We start from the raw sequence: 19,095 nt of genomic DNA on the forward strand, positions 1-19,095 counted from the left end.
GTCGTGCTCGGTGCACCGGCGCGCCCGCGCGGGCGGACCGGTCAGGCGCCCATCGCGGCCCAGCTCGCCTTGACCGACTCGGCGAGGTCGTAGGAGGGCGCCCAGCCCAGGTCGCGCGCGGCCCGGGAGATGTCGCCGCACATCCAGTCGACCGCCGCCGAGCGGCCCGGGGCCGGCTGGTCCTCGCGTACCGCGCCGGTGAAGCCGGCCGCCTCCGCCATCAGCCGGACCGCCTCCCGCACCGGCACCGCCCGGCCACTGGCGACGTTGTAGACCCGCTGCGGCAGCCAGGGCGCCCGGACGGCGGCGGCCACGGCGGCGGCCACGTCCCGGACGTCGACGAAGTCCCGGTGTGCCGAGAGGGGGCCGACGGTGATCCGGCCACCGGGCGTCGCGCGACGCAGCAGCGTCGCGACCCGGCCGAGCACGGTGTCGGCGGACAGGCCGGGGCCGATCGGGTTGAACACCCGCAGGGTGACGCCGTCGACCCGGCCCGCGGCGGCGGCCAGTTCGACCAGCCGGGTGGCGGTCAGGTGGGTCAGGCCGTACTCGCTCACCGGGCGCGCGTCGTCGCTCTCGGCGGCTGCGTGCCCGTGCGGCACCGGCCCGTACTCACCGGCGGAGCCGATCCGCACCAGCCGCGCGCCGGGGGCCTCGGCCGCGACGGCCTCGACGAGCTTCGCGGTGACCGACACGTTCGCCGCCACGAGTTCGTCGGCCCGCCCGTCGAGCCGACCGGTGCAGGCCACCACCGCGTCGGGTCGGGCGGCGCGCAGCAGCGCGGCCAGCTCGTCGACGTCGCAGGCGACGAGGTCGACGTCGCGCCGGCCGGGGCAGACCAGCGCCGCGTGCGGGCGCAGGGCGGCGCGGACGTGCCCGCCGATGAAGCCGGAGCCCCCGAGGACCAGGACGGTGGTCACACCGGCTCCGGGGTGCGCGGGGACAGCAGGATCGGCCGGAGCCGTTCGAACGCCCGGTTGGCCTCGTCGTAGTCCTCGGGCCGGCCGATGTCGAGCCAGTACCCGTCGAACGGGTAGCTCGCCGGCGGCTCCCCGCGCTCGAGCAGGTCCAGCATGAGCTGGTCGAAGCCGAAGGCGAGCCCGGCCGGGTACGCGGCGATGGTGCGCGCGGAGAGGCCGTAGACACCCATGCTGACGTGGTAGTCGAGGACGGGCTTCTCGCTGAACTCGACCACCCGGCCGTCCTCGACCGAGAGCACGCCGAAGTCGATCTTCACGGTGCGGTGGAAGGTCGCCACGGTCAGCGGGGCCTCGGAGGCGGCGTGGGTGCGCAGCAGGTCGCCGTAGTCCAGGTCGGTGAGCACGTCGCCGTTCATCACCAGGAAGTGCTCGGGCAGCCGGTCGCGGATGCCGAACAACGGGCCGATCGTCGACAGGGGAACGCTCTCCTCGACGTACCGCACGCGCAGCCCGAACCGGGAGCCGTCGCCGACGAAGGCCCGGATCAGCGAGCCGAGGTGGTTGATCGCCAGGGTGACATCGGTGAAGCCGCAGCTCGCGAGCTGATGCAGGACGATCTCCAGGATCGCGTGGCTGTCCCCGATCGGCACCAACGGCTTCGGCAGCGAGGTCGTGTACGGCTTGAGCCGCGTTCCCTTGCCGCCGGCCATGATCACTACATGCATCTCGTCATCCGATCCGTCCGCCACCCTCATCCGCTGGGACCTGCGAGTCAGCGATCACTCCTGGAGATGCCGACACGCGGGGTTTAGGCCCCCGATATTCAGGTCAACGACCACTTAAAAGCCTGGAAACGCCCTATAGTTGGGCAAAACCGGCCTCGTCGCTTGACCGAACACCCGAACGCCTTCCAGCAGGGGGCAGGGGACCGGCCGGATCACCCCTCGTAACGCTTCGGGGCTCGACGTGGTTAACGGAATGCTGACACCCCTACAGCGACGCGACGTCGCACAGCCCAGACGCAGGTCAGCACCTCCGCCACACCGCCCGACAGGTGCCGAGACGGCATGGCACGACAAGGCGTCGAGCCCACAGCGCGAGCCCCTGGCACCCACACGAGGAGATTCGCATGACGACCCTGGCCGGAGTCACCCCCGCACGAGCCACCGGCACGAGAGACAAGACCGGACCGAAACCCCGGGGCGATCTCCTGGTCGCCGCGATCGTCGTGTCCGCGACAAGCATCGCGCTCGCGGTATGCCTTCCACCCCTGCGCCACTGGTTCATGATTCCAACGACCCTGACCGGGATTCTCATTGGATCCGAGGCCGTACGGTGGTTCCGCCGCGGAACCGACGTCTTCGATCCGCGGGCCTGCGCGGGCCTCCTGGGCTTTCAGTTCCTTTACGTAGCACCGATACTCCAGGTCGCGCTTGACGAATGGGTCACACACATCTACGACCCGCCTCCGTGGCGCGAGGCGCTCGGCACGCTCGCCATTCTGAACGTCATCGGAACCAGCCTCTACCGGGCGACGGTCACCATCCCCTCCCGGGGACGCCGCCAGCCACGCCGAAGCCGGCCGATGCACATGCCCACCTTCTATGCGGCCGGCGTGATCGCGGTCGTGCTGAGCCTCATCGCCATGCGCTACGAGATCGCCATCTTCGGCGGGATCGACGGCTTCGTCGCCGCCATGGCCGACGAGATCAACAGGGTCAAGAACATGCGCGGGATGGGCGCGCTCATCCTCCTGTCGGAGGCGTTTCCCAGCTTGATCTTCACCCTCGTTCTGGTGCGTTGGCGAAGCACGTTCGCCAAGCACGTCCTTCCGCTGGCCGCCCTCGTGCTGGCACTCGCCGTGACCCAGTTCTTCGTTGGCGGCCTCAAGGGCAGCCGGAGCAGCACCCTCTGGCCCCTGCTGCTGGCACTGGTGCTGGTACACGTCCTGGTACGCCGCATCTCACGAAAGGTCATCGTCCTGGTGGCCGTCGTCATGTTCGCGTATCTCTACATATACGCCTTCTACAAGGCAGGCGGCGTCAAGGCCATCGATGAAGTTCGCCGGACCGGCACGGTCCAGGGCGCCGAGTCCGACACGGGACGGGACCTGCCGTTGCTACTCACCGCCGACCTGGGCCGGGCCGACATCCAGAGCGTCGTCCTCGATCGCTATCTCGAAGGAAGATTCGAACCGGTCATGGGAGCCACCTACGTCAACTCGCTCTTCATGTTCATCCCAGACTCCCTCTTTTCCAGCGTGCCCACCAGCAAGGTCGACGTAGGATCCCGGCTCCTCTACAGCCCGGGGTACGAGGACGGACAGGGCGACTCAAGCAAGATCTACGGCATGACGGGCGAAGGAATCATCAACTTCGGCCTGGTCGGCGGCGTACTCTCCTTTGTCGCATTCGGTCTTGCTGTCCGGGCTGTCCAGATCTATTGGACCTCGGCCGTCCAGTCACCGGAACTTGCACCCAAGTTGATTGCTCCCATGATCTGGGTGGTGATCAATGCGCAGGGCGCAGACCTCGACAACACCCTCTTCTCGTTGTGCAAGTACACCATGCCGGTGCTCCTGCTGGTGTTCCTGGCCCGCCAGTTCGGTCGCCCCGAAGCACCCACCGGCTCAGCCCAGCCCCCGCGGCTCCTCCGGATCCCGCGTTGACGCTCGCCTGTTCCGAATGCCATCAGTCCGATCACCTCGGCCACAGCGCGAGGACTACCCGCGAGGGCGAATTCCCGCCCAGTCGTGGTGCCGACGGACGGTCGACAGAATGAAGTTCACCACCCGGCGAGAGGTGTCCCCGATCCGGTAGTCCCTCGGGCACGGCACGCCGTGCGCAGCCACCTGCCCGACCGTGACGGCGACCGCCTCGACCACGCCCGACGGATCCAGGCCGGTCATCATGATGCCGCCCTCGTCGAGTGCCTCCGGGCGCTCGATGGATTCGCGGAGCGTAACGGCCGGGAAGCCCAGGATGGCGGACTCCTCACTGACCGTGCCGCTGTCCGACAGGGTGCACCGCGCCTGGCTCTGTAGGCGTACGTAGTCGAGGAACCCGAACGGCTCGTGGAAGGCGATCCCGTCGAGCGCGCTGTCGTCGGCGACGACCGCCTCCAGCCGCTTGCGGGTGCGCGGGTGGGTGGAGACCAGCACCGGCAGCCGCCAGGCGTCCCGTACGGCGGCCAGGCAGTCCAGCAGGCGACGCAGCCGCGCCGGGTCGTCAACGTTCTCCTCGCGGTGGGCACTGACCACGAAGTAGCCGCCCGGTTCCAGTTCGAGCCGGTCGAGCACGGACGAGGCGTCGATGGCGGCGCGGTAGTGCTCCAGCACCTCGCGCATGGGTGACCCGGTGTGCAGGATCCGGCGCGGATGCAGCCCTTCGGCGAGCAGGTTGCGCCGGGCGTGCTCGGTGTAGACGAGGTTGAAGTCCGCGACGTGGTCGACCAGGCGTCGGTTGGTCTCCTCAGGCACGTTGAGGTCGAAGCAGCGGTTGCCGGCCTCCATGTGATAGACGGGCACCCGCATCCGGCGGGCGATCAGGGCGGCGATGCAGCTGTTCGTGTCGCCCAGCACCAGCAGCGCGTCCGGGCGGCACTCCTCGATCGCCGCCTCGACGCCGGCCAGGACGCCACCAAGCACCCGACCGAGGGAGGAGGTGTCCACCCGCAGGAAGCGGTCGGGCTGACGAAGCCTCAGCTCGCTGAAGAAAATGTCGGACAGGGCCGGGTCCCAGTTCTGCCCCGTGTGCACCAGGACGTGATCCACGGTCCGGTCCAGTTGATCGAGCACCCGCGACAACCGGATGATCTCCGGCCGGGTGCCGACCACGGTCATCACCCTGGTCACCAGGGCCACCTCCGTTGTTCATCTCGAGTCGGGCGGCCAGCCGATCAGACCGCCGCAGCCGCCACCTCGGCGACCGGCTCTGCGTAGGTGTCCGGTCGGTACGGGTCGAACAGGTCGTTCGTCCAGAACAGCGTGACCAGTTCGCCGGGGCCCGTGTTGGTGATCGCGTGCGCCCACATCGTCGGCATGTCCACCACGACCGGCTCGATCCCGTCGACGGAGAACCGGATCACCTGGTGATGGCCGACCCGGCGAAGCCGGATCTCGGCTCGTCCGCGAAACACCACGAACCGTTCCACCTTGGCCAGATGGAAGTGCTCGCCACGAGTGGCGCCAGCATGGGTGGTCGAGCAGAACGTCTGCCCCGCACCGCCGCGTGCCTTGACGGTCTCGACCAGTTCACCGCGCTGGTCGATCCGCCGGACGAGCGGCATCGGGTAACGCGCCGGGAACAGGTGTGACCGGTAGCTGTTGAACAACCGCACCTCGTGCCGGTCCGGCAGTGGGGGGATCTCCGCGTCCCGATAGCTGGCCGCCAGCGAGAGCAGTCGATCCGCAAGGGCCTGCACGCCGATCCGCAGCACCGGCATCGAGGCGTCCCAGGACCCGGTGGGCGGGGCGTCGAGCATCGCGGCGGCGGCATCGGTGGCGTGGACGAGCTGCAACTCGCGGTCCTCGCGCACCTCGGGTTGCCCGCCGTCGGCGATCAGACGACAGAACGTCGCGGTGACCGAGTTGTAGAACGGCCGTCCGTGCTCGCCGTAGAGGTGCGGCAGACGGTGGTCGACGAACTGGCAGCCGATCGCAGCGTCGGCCAGGACCGCGGCCGCGTGCGCCTTGGAATCGCCATAGGGGGTGCCGTTGCCGGCCTGGGTGCTGTTGGCGTAGACCAGGGTCTTCGGCGGCTGCGCGCAGCGACGCAGGCCGCGGACGAGTGCCTCCGCAGCGGCCACGTTGCCCGCCGCCACCTCGGCAGGCTCGCCCCGATTGACGCCGGCCAGGTGCAGCACCCGGTCGACGCCACACAGCCGATCGGCCAGGACGGCCGGTTCTGCGAGTGTGGCCCGGTCGAGCAGGACCGGCTCAGGCCAGCCGAGCGCGCGAATGAGCACCCGGGTGTGCCAGCCGAGAAAGCCGCCGCCACCGGTGATTGCCACCTTCACGAGGTCAGCACCGGCTCGCGCAGTGCCAACTCCGCGCGGACCTCCGGCAGCGCGCGCAACAGCGCGACGATCTCCGGCACGGCCAGCCGTTGTGCGTTGGCGGAGTTGAAGTCCTCGTCCGGCCGCTCGCTGAGGCTTCCCTCGGTGACGTACAACGCGTAGTTGAGATCCCGCGCGTCCGTCGGCACCCGGTAGAAACTGCCGAAGTCGTCCGCCTTGGCCAGCTCGTCGCGGCTGGCCAGCGTCTCGTGCTGCTTCTCGCCGTGCCGCACCCCGATCACGTTGTACTTGACCGGCGCGTCGAACAGCTGGCACAGGGCGGTGACCAGGTCGCCGATGGTGCAGGCCGCAGCCTTGCGAATGAAGACGTCACCGGCGCGGGCGTGCTGGAAGGCGTGCTCCACCAGCTCCACCGAGTCGGCCAGGGACATCAGGAAACGGGTCATTCCGGGATCCGTCACGGTCGGCACCACGCCGGCCTTGAGCTGCTCGATGATCAGCGGGATCACCGATCCGCGGGAGCACATGACGTTTCCGTATCGCACACAGGAGACGACGGTGCCGCTGCGCGGGTTGTTGCGGGCGTGCGCCTGCGCGACCTTCTCCATCAACGCCTTGCTCATGCCCATGGCGTTGATCGGGTAGACGGCCTTGTCGGTGCTGAGCACCACCACCGAGCCGACGCCGGTGCGGGCGGCGGCCTCGATGACGTTGGCGCTGCCCAGAATGTTGGTGCGGACGGCCTCCAGCGGAAAGAACTCACACGACGGCACCTGCTTGAGCGCGGCGGCGTGGAAAACGAAGTCGACCTCCCGGGCGGCGCTGGCCACGGTGTCGTAGTCCCGCACGTCGCCAACGTGGTAGCGCACGCGCTCGTCGCCGAGGCGGCGGCGCATCTCGTCCTGCTTGGCCTCGTCCCGGCTGAGCACACGCACCTCGCTCGCACCGCCGTCCAGAAGCCGGCGGGTCATGGTGCGCCCGAACGAACCGGTCCCTCCGGTGATCAGCACTCGGCGCCCCACTGCCGTGAAGGTCATTGGCGACTCCCATCTTCCGATGCCAGGCGCTTCGGCGCGACATCCAGGCCAACGACTCACTCCCGACAAAGGACGCGCAATTAGGGCGTATCACGCATTCCGCCTCCAGCCGGAGAGTTCTCCATGCCGGCCCACTCGGCCGCGCCGCCGGGCGCGGGTCGGCCACCGGCGCCCCCGGCCGGCCGGTCGCGCTGCTGTCCGTACCGGGCCAGCGTCCGCCGGTAGCCGTAGACCCCGGCCGGAAGCACCGTCAGCGCGTAGACGACGGCGCCGACGAAGGGAACCGCGGCGAGACCGTACGCCTCGGCGGCGTGCCACTTGGCCGCCCCGGCGATCACGAGATACGCGACCAGCCCGACCACCTGCGGGCGGACCACGCCAGCGGCGTTCTGGACCATCATCAACGCCGAGAACGAGCCGAGCAGCAGAAACCAGAGCGCGAGACCGGCCAGTAGCCACCTGCCAGCGTCCAGCGGCACCGGAAGCCAGAGGCCGAAGATCCAATCGCCCGCCACGACCAGGCCGACCGCAGGCCCCACGGTCACCAGCAGGGAGAGAACGATCATCCGACGGACCGTCCGACGAACCCAGGCCAGATCACCTCGGGCCAGGGCATCGCCGTTGGCGGACCACAATGGAAGGTTGAGCACCGTGACGAGCATCCCGAGCAGGCCCGCCAGACGCGCCGGCACGGCATAGGCGGTGACGCTCTGCGGCCCGAGGGCGTGCGCGATGATCAGATTGTCCATGTTTCCGGACAGTCCGGTCAGGATGGTCACCAGGAGGAACATCCCGCCGAGCCGCAGCAGCGCACCGCTGGCCCCATGGTCGACCGCGCCGAGCCGCGGCCGCAGTCGGGGCAGCCGCCGGCCGTAGACCCAGACACTGTTCGCCGCGTTGCCCAGCAGCGGCCCGACCGCGAACGCGGCGACGACCACGACGGCCGGCAGGTCGCCATGAGCCGCGAGCAGCACCAGGGGGATCGTCACCAGGGCACCGGCGCCCTGCCACAGGTTGCTCTCCCCCACCTGCTGGTAGGCATACTGCACGCGGACGATCAAGGACAGCGGAATGTTGAGCAGGAAGGCGGTGAAACAGATCAGGACCACGGCTTTGGTCTCCGCCGGATCCACCACTCCCGTCACGTTGAAGACCGATGTCCAGGGCACCAGCCCGGCCAGCGACCAGAGCAACCCGCACAGCACCATGGCCACGGTGGTCAGCACCACGTAAGCGGTGGAAACGTACCCCCGCGCCCGCACCCAGTCGCCGCTGGCATAGCAGGGCGCCAGCTTGGTCATCAAGCTGGTGCCAAGACCCAGATCGGCGAAGGTGGCCATCCCGGTGAGCGCCAGCACTGCCATCCACAGCCCGTAGCGCTCCGATCCCAGGCGGGACAGGCAGACCGGAATCACCAGCACCGGCGCCAGCAGGCCACTGCCCTTGGCGAGTCCTGCGGTCACGATGCCGGTGACGAGCCGGCGGCTGCGGCCGAGGCTCGCACCTCCATCGGGCGGGGACGCGGGCCGCGCGTCGGCCTGGGGCGCGGGCGACGCGGTGTCGGACGCCGCCTGTGACGCCGCCACGATCAGCGGTCGGCGAGCACGTGGCGGGCCATCCAGCCGACCGTGGCCTCCAGCCCCGCCCGCAGTGGATATCGACGCACAGCGGGAAACAGTTCCCTGAGCCGCGAGCAGTCCGCCTGCGAGTCCCGCACGTCTCCCGTCCGCGGCGGCCTGTGCACCGTCTCCAACTCGCGGCCGAGCACCACCTCGAGCTCCGCGATCAGATCGAGCAGTGAGATCCGCTCGCCGAACGCGAGGTTCACCGTGTCCGGCGTGTAGACCCCACGCATGACTGCATCCACGATCACCGAGGTGACACTGCCGACGTAGGTGAAGTCGCGGGTTTGCAAGCCATCGCCGAAGATCTCCAACGGACGGCCGTCGAGCGCAGCCGAGACGAACCGCGGCACCACGGCCGCGTACGCGTGGTCGGCGGCCTGCCGGGGACCGTAGACGTTGAAGAAACGAAACGGCAGCACCGCCATTCCGTAGCAGGCAGCGTACGCGTTGGCGTACGCCTCAGTCGCCAACTTGGAGACCGCGTACGGGCTCATCGGCATCGGCCGCAGGGTCTCCCGCCGAGGCAGGACCGGATTCGCACCGTAGACGGACGACGAGGATGCCAGGATGGTCTGCCCCACACGGTGCCGCCGCGCCGCCTCCAGCACCGTGAGCGTGCCGGTGGCGTTGGCATGGTGGCTGGTCAGCGGGTCCGCGACGGAGCGCGGGACCGAGCCGAGAGCCCCGAGGTGGACCACGGCGGTCGCGCCGGGGATCGCCTCATCGAGCACGTCGGAATCCAGGACGGAGCCGACCAGGAGCCGCACGGGTAGTTCCGCCACGTTGTCCAGGGTGCCCGTGGACAGATCGTCGACCACCACGATCTCGCCGACCTGGCCGCCGGCAGCCAGGTCGTGGACGAGGTTCGAGCCGATGAATCCGGCCCCACCGGTCACCACGACCTTGTTGATCCTTCGGTGCAAGGCCCACTCCTTCGGGCTGGGCGACGCGGTGAGACCTCATCGACAATCGGACAAAGCCGATCAGATGCCGTCACTCACCCATCAGCGGTGCGTAACGGACAAGTTTGTCCGTCCTAGAAGCAACGGGCGAAGCGCGGGTGAGTTACTCGGAACCCGGGTCGCTGACCAACCAGCTCGTCCGGATCACGAGCCCTCAGCGCCGGTCGAGGACCCGCTTCAGCCCCTCCGTGGCACCTGGCCGCCGCACCTCGTCAAGGAACTCGGCGAGCGGTTCGGCGAAGTGGCGATAGTCGAACGAGGCCAGTGCCTGCCGCCGGGCGGCCTTGCGCATTGCGGCTCGGCGGTCCGCGCCGAGCTGCGCGGCCGTGACCAGGACGCGGCGCAGGCTGTGCACCGATTCGTCCCGACACACGAGGCCCTCCCGCCCATCTGCGAGATACCTACCGAGATCGCTGGTCAAGTTCGTGATCACCGGCGTGCCGTTGGCGAGGCTCTCGCAGAACTTCGTGGGAAAGCCCGCGTGTGCGTACCGGGCGTCGCGGCGGAGGATGACGCTGAAGTCGGCCTGTCGGATGATCCCGGGGACATCCTGCTGTGGAATTGAGCCTCGTGGCCACACGCTCGGTGGCACAGCCCGACCGCCGAGCAGGCTCCGCACCTCGTCCGTCGAGGGACCGCAGACGGTCAGCGTCACATCCACACCTGCGCGGTGGGCCCGATCCACGGCTTCGATCACCGCACCGACGAGGTCCTTCCTCCCCGGGCTGCCGAAGTAGACCAAGCGCAGGTCGGATCGCCCGGCGGCATCACACCGGTCGACGACGTCCAGTCCGGCCACGTCGAGGGTGGGCGGGACCCGGAGCACGGGCGTGCGCCGTCGGTAGTAGTCCTCAAGGTAGGAGCTGATGGCGATGACGCCGTCGCACCGGGGACGGTGATACCGCATGACGAGTTCGTTGCTCAGGCATGACGGCCCGAACGGCCCACCTGGAAGGTGCCAGGGGTCGTACCACTCGACGACGTCCGCGATCAGAGGAACCCGGTGCTCCCTGCACCACCTCCGCATTCGCGCCGTCCTGTCAGCACCGCCCCCGTACAGGAGCACGTGGGAGGGCAGCACCGGCTGGGCCGCCAGCCATCGCAGAAGAGCATGGTCCGAGACCAGTGACCGCCCAGCCCGACGCAGCATGCCGGGCTGGGCGGGTGCCGCCTGACCGAAACCGACGGTCGAGACCGACCCCGGCCCTTCCGGCCCGGCAACCGGGGTCAGGACCGGCTTGCCGGCCTGACTGGTCAGCACCACCACGTGGTGACCCGAGGCAGCCAGGGAGGCGGAGATGCCGAACACTCTCCGGGCCGCCGCGCTGCCCCAAGGAAACGAGAAGGGGACAACGTAGGCGACCCATGAACCGTCGGTCGTCATATGGTCTCACTCCCGACGGCGGACAGGCACCAGCTGACCCGGGCCGCGACGTGCAGACCTCGGATGCCTGGACCAACGACCGTGCGACGGAGAGGTTGCCCGAAACCGGGAGGTCAGGCGCGCTTGAGCACCTCCGAGACCAGTTCCTTGGCCTCCTCCTGGATCCGGGCCAGGTGCTCCGGGCCCTGGAACGACTCCGCGTAGATCTTGTAGACGTCCTCCGTGCCCGACGGGCGGGCGGCGAACCAGCCCGACTCCGTCGTCACCTTCAGCCCGCCGATCGCCGCCCCGTTGCCCGGCGCGGCGGTCAGCGTCGCCGTGATCGGCTCGCCGGCCAGCTCCGTCGCCGTCACCTGCTCCGGGGAGAGCTTCGCCAGCACCGCCTTCTGCCGCCGGTCGGCCGGGGCGTCGATGCGGGCGTACGCGGGGGCGCCGAAGCGCCCGGCCAGCTCCGCCCAGTGCTCGCTGGGCGTCCGGCCCGTCGTCGCGATGATCTCGGCGGCGAGCAGGCAGAGCAGGATGCCGTCCTTGTCGGTGGTCCAGGTGCTGCCGTCGCGGCGCAGGAACGACGCCCCCGCGCTCTCCTCGCCGCCGAAGCCGACCGACCCGTCGAGCAGGCCCGGGACGAACCACTTGAACCCCACCGGCACCTCAAGCAGCGTCCGGCCCAGGTCGGCGGCGACCCGGTCGATCATCGAGGACGACACGAGGGTCTTGCCGACCGCCGCGTCGGGGCCCCACTCGGGCCGGGTGCGGAACAGGTGCCCGATGGCCACGGCGAGGTAGTGGTTGGGGTTGAGCAGGCCCCCGTCGGGCGTGACGATGCCGTGCCGGTCGGCGTCGGCGTCGTTGCCGGTGGAGACCTGGTAGTCGGCGCGGGCGGCGATCAGCGACGCCATCGCGTTCGGCGAGGAGCAGTCCATCCGGATCTTGCCGTCGCCGTCGAGGGTCATGAACCGCCACGTCGGGTCGACCGTCGGGTTGATCACCGTGAGGTCGAGCCGGTGCCGCTGCGCGATCTCCCCCCAGTATTCGACGCTGGCCCCGCCCAGCGGGTCCGCGCCGATGCGCACCCCGGCGGCGCGTACGGCGTCGAGGTCGAGCGCGGCGGGCAGATCGTCGACGTAGTGGGCGAGGAAGTCGTACGTGCCGGTGGTGTCGGCGGCGCGGGCCCGCGCGTACGGGATGCGGTTGACCTCCTTGAGCCCGGCGGCGAGGATCGCGTTCGCGCGGTCCTGGATCCACCTGGTCACGTCGGCGTCGGCGGGGCCGCCGTGGGTCGGGTTGTACTTGAACCCGCCGTCGTCGGGCGGGTTGTGCGACGGGGTGATCACGATGCCGTCGGCGAGCCCCGAGGTGCGGCCCCGGTTGTGGGTGAGGATGGCGTGCGACACCGCGGGGGTGGGGGTGTAGCCGTCGCGGCTGTCGAGCAGCACGGTGACCCCGTTGGCGGCGAGCACCTCCAGCGCGTCGACGGCCGCCGGGGCGGACAGGGCGTGGGTGTCCCGGCCGAGGAAGAGGGGCCCGTCGAGGCCCTGCTGGCGGCGGTAGTCGCACAGCGCCTGGGTGACGGCGAGGATGTGGTCGGAGTTGAACGCGTGGCGCAGGCTCGACCCCCGGTGCCCGGAGGTGCCGAAGGAGACCTGCTGCGCCGGGTCGTCCGGGTCGGGATGCTCGGCGTAGTAGGCGGTGACCAGCCGGGGCACGTCGACCAGGTCGGTGGGCTCGGCGGGCTGACCGGCGCGGGGGTGGGCCACTGCTGCAACCTCCAGGGACGCTACGGACGATGGGTCTTCCCGGCGCGGGCCGGGCTCACACGCGACACGACAAGTGTGGGTGGTTCAGGGCTCGACCCGCTGCCCCTTGCCGATCACCACGATGCCGTTGTCGGAGACCGTGTAGCGCTGCCGGTCCTTCTCGAGGTCGACGCCGATCTCGGCCCCCTCGGGGACGATCACGTTCTTGTCGAGGATGGCCCGGCGGACCACGGCGTGCCGGCCGATGTCCACGCCCTCCATCAGCACCGAGCCGTCGACGTGCGCCCAGGAGTGCACCTTGACCTTCGGCGAGACGATCGAGTTCTCCACCAGGCTGCCGGAGACCACCGCGCCGGGCGACACCATCGAGCCGACGGCCCGGCCGACCCGCTCGCCCCACTGGTGGACGAACTTCGCCGGCGGGTACGGCGGCTGCTCGGTGTAGATGGGCCACTCGAAGTTGTAGAGGTTGAACACCGGGTGCACATTGATCAGGTCCATGTGGGCGTCGTAGAACGAGTCGAGCGTCCCCACGTCCCGCCAGTAGCCGCGGTCGCGGTCGGTGCTGCCCGGCACCTCGTTGTCGCGGAAGTCGTAGACGTTGGCCTCGCCGCGCTCGACCAGCATCGGGATGATGCTGCCGCCCATGTCGTGCTTGCTGGTCTTGTCCTCCGCGTCCTGCTCGACGGCCTCCAGGAGCGCCTTCGTGGTGAAGACGTAGTTGCCCATCGAGGCGTAGATCTGGTCGGGGGCGTCGGGCAGGCCGACGGCGTCGGTGGGCTTCTCCCGGAACGCCCGGATCCGCCGGCCGTCGGGGCCGACCTCGATCACGCCGAACTGGTCGGCCATCGACAGCGGCTGCCGGATGCCGGCGACGGTCACCCCGGCGCCGGAGGCGATGTGGTCGTCGACCATCTGCCGGGGGTCCATCCGGTAGATGTGGTCGGCGCCGAAGACGATCACGTAGTCGGGCTGCTCGTCGTGGATCAGGTTGAAGCTCTGGTAGATCGCGTCGGCGGAGCCGGCGAACCACCAGGGGCCGCGGCGCTGCTGCGCCGGCACCGGCGTGACGTAGTTGCCGAGCAGCGTCGACATCCGCCACGTCATGGTGATGTGCCGGTCCAGCGAGTGGGACTTGTACTGGGTCAGCACGACGATCTTGATGAAGCCGGCGTTGGCGAGGTTGGACAGGACGAAGTCGACCATGCGGTACATCCCGCCGAACGGGACGGCGGGCTTCGCCCGGTCCGCGGTGAGCGGCATCAGGCGCTTGCCCTCTCCACCGGCCAGGACGATCGCGAGCACCTTGTCAGCCATGCCCAGACGCTAACCATCCGCGTGCGACTTCACCACTCGTACGGACGGACTTCTGCACTAGGGTGCGGGGCATGACCGCCTCCACCCCCGCCACCGGAGCACTCCGCGTCGATCTGCTCACCCGCGAGTACCCGCCGGAGGTGTACGGCGGGGCCGGCGTGCACGTCGAGTACCTGGCCCGCGAACTGCGCCGACTGGCCGACGTGCGGGTGCACTGCTTCGGCGCGCCGCGCACCGAGCCGGGCGTCACCGCGTACGCCGAGCCGGCCGGCCTCGTCGGCGCGAACGCCGCGCTGCGCACCATGGGCGTCGACCTGGAGATGGCCGCCGCGTGCGCCGGCACCGACGTGGTGCACAGCCACACCTGGTACGCCAACCTGGCCGGGCACACGGCGAAGCTGCTGCACGGGGTGCCGCACGTGGTCACCGCGCACAGCCTGGAGCCGCTGCGGCCGTGGAAGGCCGAACAGCTCGGCGGCGGCTACGCGCTCTCCTCCTGGTGCGAGCGCACCGCGTACGAGGCGGCCGACGCGATCATCGCGGTGAGCGCGGGCATGCGCGCGGACGTGCTGGCGGCGTACCCGGCGGTGGACCCCGACCGGGTGAAGGTGGTCTACAACGGCATCGACACCGCCCAGTACGCCCCGGACCTTGGCACCGACGTGGTGGACCGGCTCGGCATCGACCCGGCCCGCCCCAGCGTCGCCTACGTCGGGCGGATCACCAAGCAGAAGGGGCTGCCGTACCTGCTGCGGGCCGCCCGGGAGCTGCCGGACGACACGCAGCTCGTGCTGCTCGCCGGCGCCCCCGACACGGCGGAGATCGCCGCCGAGGTGGAGGGCCTCGTGACCGAGCTGCGGGCGAAGCGCTCCGGGGTCATCTGGGTGGCGGAGATGCTGCCCAAGCACGAGGTGATCCAGGTGCTCACCCACGCCACGGTCTTCGTCTGCCCCTCGGTCTACGAGCCGATGGGCATCGTCAACCTGGAGGCGATGGCCTGCGAGACGGCCGTGGTGGCCACCGCCACCGGCGGCATCCCGGAGGTCGTCGCCGACGGCGAGACGGGGCTGCTGGTGCCCATCGAGCAGGCCGCCGACGGCTCGGGCACGCCACTGGACCCGCAGCGGTTCGTGGCCGACCTGGCGGCGGCGATCAACCGGGTGCTGGCCGACCCGGCGAAGGCCGCCACGCTGGGCAGGGCCGGGCGGGTCCGGGCGGTCGAGCACTTCTCCTGGGATGCGATCGCCGCCCGCACCGTCGAGGTCTACCGCGCGGTCGGCGCGTAAGGAAGGGCCCCCTATTAACGTTTTCGGTAGAGAAGGGTTCCCTTCTCACCAGCCACACCAGGGGCGCGCCACCCTGGGGCAGCGGCGGGTCAGGTGACGCCGAGGGTGGCGGCGAGCCGCGTCAGGGCGGCCGGGGCCGCCGCCGACCGCGCCACGACGCCGACGAGGTCCCTCGCCGCCGGCCGGTCGTGCACCTCGCCCCGGGCGGTGCGCTCCGCGTCCAGCAGCGCCCGGCCGGCGCGCAACCCGTCGCCGGCCGACGCGTACAGGCGGGCCACGTCCAGCAGGTACGCGGCCCGGTGCTCGGGCGGCAGCCACCGCCATCCGTCGCCGGCGATCAGCCTCTCGTGGCGTACCGTCGCCGCCGTGACCTGGCCGAGCGCGGACCCGGCGACCACCCGGGCGGCCTCGACCGCCGCCCACCCGAAGCCCTCGCCGCCGGAGTCGCCGCCGCCGAAGCCCTCGCCGCCGAAGCCACCGCCGTCAGTGCCGCCGGGTCCGGCCACCCGGGCTGCCTCATCGGCCCGGCTGAGCAGCTCGCCGGCGGCCCGCTCGTCGCCCCGGCCGGCGGCGGCCAGGGCGGCCTGGATCAGCAGCGCCCCGCGCACGGCCGGGCCGTCGGCGGGCGCGGCACCGGACAGGCAGGGCCCGACGCGGTGGGCGGCCACGACCGCCGCCTCCACCGCCGACCGCAGCCGCCCACTCGCCCGCAGGGCCTGACACAGCGGTACGGTCGCGGCGGCGGCCAGCCACGGGTCGGCGGCGGCCGTGGCGACGGCCAGGCCCCGGTCGGCGGCCAGCCACGCCAGCTCCCCCTGGCCGACCTTCACGAGCACCAGCGCGACCAGCCCGTACCCGGACGCCAGCAGACCGTCGGCCGCCCGGCCCGGACAGGTGGCACGCGCCTCGCGGGCGGCGTCGAGCAGGCCCGGCAGCAGGGCGAGCAGCTCCGGGTACCGGGCGTGCCGGTAGCTCTGCTCCGCATGCCCCAGCCGGGCCCGCACCTGGGCCACGTCGGGCGGCCGGGCCGGGGCCGCCACGTGGTACCGGGCGAGGGCGGCCCGGACCCCCTCCACGCCCCGCGCCACGCCCGCCGCGGCCCGGTCCGCCGGCGCGGCTCGATCCGCCAGCAGCATCTCCAGGTCGATCCGGAGCGCCTCGGCGACCTCCCGCAGGCTGGACACCCGCTCCAGCCGGCGCACCCCGCGCTCGACCTTGTCCACCCAGCTCTTCGACTTGCCGAGGCGGTCGGCGAACTGCTGCTGCGTCATGTTGCGCCGCACCCGCCAGTGGGCGACCCGGCGGCCGACCGGCAGCTCGTTCACCCGCCGGGCCGTCCCGCTCACCCGAGGACCCCGAGAACCAACAGCACGAGTACGACCACCGCGATCGTCGCGCCGTAGGCGTGCTGCCGCCGGCTGACCGGCGCGCGGGCGGGCCGGGGCGGACCGGGCACCCGGTCCCCGTCGGGTTGTGGAGGCCGGCCGTCGGGCATCGGGTACGCCGGCGGCAGCGGCCCGTCGTGCGGGCGCTCACGCATCTGCGCCTCCTTCGAGGTCAGGGGCTGTCGGAGGGCGGGGCGCGAGGGGGCCGCCCCGCCCGGGTAGGAGGCACTCCGTTTGCTGACGAGAGGCCCTCATCCGCAACCTAGAGTGCAGTGAGTACAGAGTCAACCCAACATGCACAGAATGCTGTGTCGGGTGGCATGCTCGGAGGGCTGACGAGAGGTGGCCCTGCCATGCCCAGACAACCTGTATACGAGCAGGTCATCGACGATGTCACCGCGTCGATCCGAAGCGGCACGCTCAAGCCCGGCGACAAACTGCCCTCCATCACCGAGTTGTGCGAGCAGTACCGCGCCAGCGCGACGCCGATCCGACTGGCCCTGCGGATCCTCGACGAGCGGGGTTGGATCGAGGTGCACCAGGGCAAGGGCTCGTTCGTGGCGCAGAGCCCTCCGGCGACAGCCGGGTAGATCTTGGTAAGTTTCGGCCCCCAGAGGGGCCGTTTGATACCAAGATCTACCACCTTGGGGAGCACGAGTCGCCGGGCGATCCACGCGCCTGCGACCGGGGTGGAGCAAGGCGGTCAAGCAGGGCGGCCATCAGCCGGGGTTGCGCCCCACTCCGCCACTCCCACCGCCTCCACTCCCACCGCTTCCGCTCGCCACCGCCCCCACTCGGCACTAACGACCACCCAACGTCACCATCGCCGAGCAAGCACCAAGCATGGACGCGCCCTTTGCTCTGCACCCACATACGCAACGCTCACGCAGCGCAACACCCCCTCCCACCCCTCCAAGCATCCACATACTTAATAGAAGCAGCTAGAACCGGGTGCTGCGTCGATGGGTGCAGAGCAAAGGAAGGGCGAAGGGTTGAGCTTGGTCGGGCAGGGGTCACCGACAGTAGGACCCGTCGCACCATTCGAGCCCAGCAGCACTCACACCACGGAGCGTGAACATGCCGCAGGTCGCGGGCCACGCGATGGAGCCGCGGGACCACGGGATCAGAGCCCGGCACGACACCCCGCCCGCCACCCACGGGGGGCATCCACCAGCTCAGCGCTCCGCGAGGGCTTGATCGCGCACCGTGATTCCGCGTAGCGTCTGGCATCGATGGATACGAACGGGTCCGCGCAGGTGCTGGACATCCTCGACAAGGTCGCGCCGGCCGAGTTCGTCCCGGCCAGCCCGCACAACTTCGTCGTACGACCGGGGGGCTCGGTGCCGGCGGAGAGCCTGCTCGGCGACCCCGACGTCAGCCTGCACTGCCTCGACGACGAGCACCGCCTCGCGTACTTCGTGCAGGCCCCGCCCGGGGTCGACCTGGCCGGCGGGCCGTTCCTCTACCTCGACCAGTACCGGGCCGCGCAGCGGCTGGTCACGGTGCCCTACGAGACCCTGCACCGGCTCGCCGACGGCCTGCCCGACCCGGCCCGGCTGGTCCTGGTCTACTCCGTCGGGCGCTGCGGGTCGACGCTGCTCAGCAGGGCGTTGGGCGAGGTGGCCGGGGTGCGCAGCTACTCCGAGCCCGACGTCTTCACCGAGATCGCGCTGCTGCGGCACGAGGACCCGGACCGCGACGCGGAGTACGCGCGGCTGATCCGCAGCTGCGTCCGCGTCCTCGCCAACGCCGGGAGCGACACCGGGAGCGGGGGCGCCGAGACGCTGGCGGTCAAGTTCCGGGCCAGCGGCATCCAGCTCGGCGACCTGTTCCACGAGGTGTTCCCCGCCGCCCGGGGCGTGTTCCTGCACCGCGACGCGCGCCCGTGGCTGGAGTCGATGCACCAGGGCTTCACGCCGCACCTGCCCGACCCGGGGGCGCAACTGGCGTTCCTGAAGTACGTGCTGGCCCAGGCCCCGTTGATCATGCCCTTCGTCGCCCGGCACGAACGGCAGCCGACGCCGACGGAGGCGTACGTGTTGACCTGGTTGTCGGTGCTGGACCGCTACCGCGCGCTGCGCCGCGCCGAGGTGCCGCTGCTGCCGGTGGCCTACGAGGCGCTCGCCGCCGACCCGAAGGCGACCCTCGCCGCCGTGCTGGACCACTGCGGCCTGCCGGCCGACGGCGTCGACGCGGCGTACGCGACCTTCTCGGCCGACTCGCAGGAGGGCACCGTGCTGTCCCGGGCGAGCCGCCGCAGCAACCCGGCGGCGGCCCTGGCCGCGGAGGACCACGCGCAGGCGCGGGCGGTCCTCGCGGAGCATCCGGTCGTCGACCCGGACGACCCGCTCGTGCGGGGATTGATCGAGCCGTAGCGGGATCCGGGGAGAGCTTGCCCGCGCGCGA

At 70.8% G+C, this 19,095-nt stretch carries 16 protein-coding genes; 4 read left to right on the forward strand and 12 right to left on the reverse strand.

Annotated elements, in window-relative coordinates:
* Nucleotides 1–41: 41 nt before the first annotated feature.
* Together LPA42_RS04185 and LPA42_RS04190 are read right to left on the reverse strand one after the other, a co-directional pair.
* The gene (locus tag LPA42_RS04185) at nucleotides 42–920 is read right to left on the reverse strand and encodes an NAD(P)-dependent oxidoreductase (protein WP_228986330.1); all 879 of its coding nucleotides are present in this window, start codon (nucleotides 918–920) and stop codon (nucleotides 42–44) included.
* Nucleotides 917–1,645: a sugar phosphate nucleotidyltransferase gene (locus tag LPA42_RS04190; RefSeq protein ID WP_077937123.1), complete on the reverse strand. Its 729-nt coding sequence runs from the start codon at nucleotides 1,643–1,645 to the stop codon at nucleotides 917–919. The genes LPA42_RS04185 and LPA42_RS04190 overlap by 4 nt, the downstream gene beginning before the upstream one ends.
* A 404-nt stretch (nucleotides 1,646–2,049) precedes the next feature.
* Here LPA42_RS04190 and LPA42_RS04195 point away from each other — a divergent pair, with 404 nt between their 5' ends.
* On the forward strand, nucleotides 2,050–3,588 hold the full coding sequence (locus LPA42_RS04195; RefSeq protein ID WP_077937122.1) for a hypothetical protein: 1,539 nt from the start codon (nucleotides 2,050–2,052) through the stop codon (nucleotides 3,586–3,588).
* A 54-nt stretch (nucleotides 3,589–3,642) separates the two neighbouring features.
* On the opposite strand, the gene wecB is transcribed toward LPA42_RS04195, so the two are convergent.
* The 8 genes from wecB to glgC form a co-directional block, all read right to left on the reverse strand.
* Nucleotides 3,643–4,773, reverse strand: a complete 1,131-nt coding sequence (gene wecB, locus LPA42_RS04200) for a non-hydrolyzing UDP-N-acetylglucosamine 2-epimerase (protein WP_077937142.1) — start codon at nucleotides 4,771–4,773, stop codon at nucleotides 3,643–3,645.
* Nucleotides 4,774–4,817: 44 nt separating this feature from the next.
* Nucleotides 4,818–5,930 (reverse strand): NAD-dependent epimerase/dehydratase family protein, encoded by a 1,113-nt coding sequence (locus tag LPA42_RS04205; RefSeq protein ID WP_228986331.1) that lies wholly within the window; start codon nucleotides 5,928–5,930, stop codon nucleotides 4,818–4,820.
* Nucleotides 5,931–5,932: 2 nt separating this feature from the next.
* Complete coding sequence (locus LPA42_RS04210; RefSeq protein ID WP_077937120.1) at nucleotides 5,933–6,973, reverse strand: SDR family NAD(P)-dependent oxidoreductase; 1,041 nt, start codon at nucleotides 6,971–6,973, stop codon at nucleotides 5,933–5,935.
* 80 nt (nucleotides 6,974–7,053) lie between these two features.
* Nucleotides 7,054–8,436 carry a lipopolysaccharide biosynthesis protein gene (locus tag LPA42_RS04215; RefSeq protein ID WP_228986332.1) on the reverse strand — a complete coding sequence of 461 codons (1,383 nt, stop codon included), beginning with the start codon at nucleotides 8,434–8,436 and terminating at the stop codon, nucleotides 7,054–7,056.
* A gap of 125 nt (nucleotides 8,437–8,561) precedes the next feature.
* Nucleotides 8,562–9,521, reverse strand: a complete 960-nt coding sequence (locus LPA42_RS04220) for an NAD-dependent epimerase/dehydratase family protein (protein WP_228986333.1) — start codon at nucleotides 9,519–9,521, stop codon at nucleotides 8,562–8,564.
* Nucleotides 9,522–9,714: 193 nt separating this feature from the next.
* Nucleotides 9,715–10,827: a glycosyltransferase gene (locus LPA42_RS04225; RefSeq protein WP_228986334.1), complete on the reverse strand. Its 1,113-nt coding sequence runs from the start codon at nucleotides 10,825–10,827 to the stop codon at nucleotides 9,715–9,717.
* 230 nt (nucleotides 10,828–11,057) lie between these two features.
* Nucleotides 11,058–12,701 carry a phosphoglucomutase (alpha-D-glucose-1,6-bisphosphate-dependent) gene (gene pgm / locus LPA42_RS04230; protein ID WP_077937117.1) on the reverse strand — a complete coding sequence of 548 codons (1,644 nt, stop codon included), beginning with the start codon at nucleotides 12,699–12,701 and terminating at the stop codon, nucleotides 11,058–11,060.
* Between the two features lie 84 nt (nucleotides 12,702–12,785).
* On the reverse strand, nucleotides 12,786–14,018 hold the full coding sequence (gene glgC / locus LPA42_RS04235) for a glucose-1-phosphate adenylyltransferase (protein WP_077937116.1): 1,233 nt from the start codon (nucleotides 14,016–14,018) through the stop codon (nucleotides 12,786–12,788).
* A gap of 71 nt (nucleotides 14,019–14,089) precedes the next feature.
* Here glgC and glgA point away from each other — a divergent pair, with 71 nt between their 5' ends.
* Nucleotides 14,090–15,304: a glycogen synthase gene (gene glgA, locus LPA42_RS04240; protein WP_077937115.1), complete on the forward strand. Its 1,215-nt coding sequence runs from the start codon at nucleotides 14,090–14,092 to the stop codon at nucleotides 15,302–15,304.
* An 89-nt stretch (nucleotides 15,305–15,393) separates the two neighbouring features.
* Here the strand turns inward: glgA and LPA42_RS04245 are convergent, their stop codons facing one another.
* Together LPA42_RS04245 and LPA42_RS04250 are read right to left on the reverse strand one after the other, a co-directional pair.
* The gene (locus tag LPA42_RS04245) at nucleotides 15,394–16,650 is read right to left on the reverse strand and encodes a helix-turn-helix domain-containing protein (protein WP_228986335.1); all 1,257 of its coding nucleotides are present in this window, start codon (nucleotides 16,648–16,650) and stop codon (nucleotides 15,394–15,396) included.
* Complete coding sequence (locus LPA42_RS04250) at nucleotides 16,647–16,844, reverse strand: hypothetical protein (RefSeq protein ID WP_077937114.1); 198 nt, start codon at nucleotides 16,842–16,844, stop codon at nucleotides 16,647–16,649. The genes LPA42_RS04245 and LPA42_RS04250 overlap by 4 nt, the downstream gene beginning before the upstream one ends.
* Nucleotides 16,845–17,042: 198 nt before the next feature.
* On the opposite strand from LPA42_RS04250, the gene LPA42_RS04255 reads away from it, so the two are divergent.
* Nucleotides 17,043–17,279, forward strand: a complete 237-nt coding sequence (locus tag LPA42_RS04255) for a winged helix-turn-helix domain-containing protein (RefSeq protein WP_077937113.1) — start codon at nucleotides 17,043–17,045, stop codon at nucleotides 17,277–17,279.
* Nucleotides 17,280–17,921: 642 nt separating this feature from the next.
* Complete coding sequence (locus LPA42_RS04260) at nucleotides 17,922–19,064, forward strand: sulfotransferase (RefSeq protein ID WP_077937112.1); 1,143 nt, start codon at nucleotides 17,922–17,924, stop codon at nucleotides 19,062–19,064.
* The last annotated feature ends 31 nt before the right edge of the window (nucleotides 19,065–19,095 follow it).

It is taken from the genome of Micromonospora sp. DH13 (assembly GCF_020873825.1).
Taxonomy (GTDB): Bacteria; Actinomycetota; Actinomycetes; order Mycobacteriales; family Micromonosporaceae; genus Micromonospora; species Micromonospora haikouensis.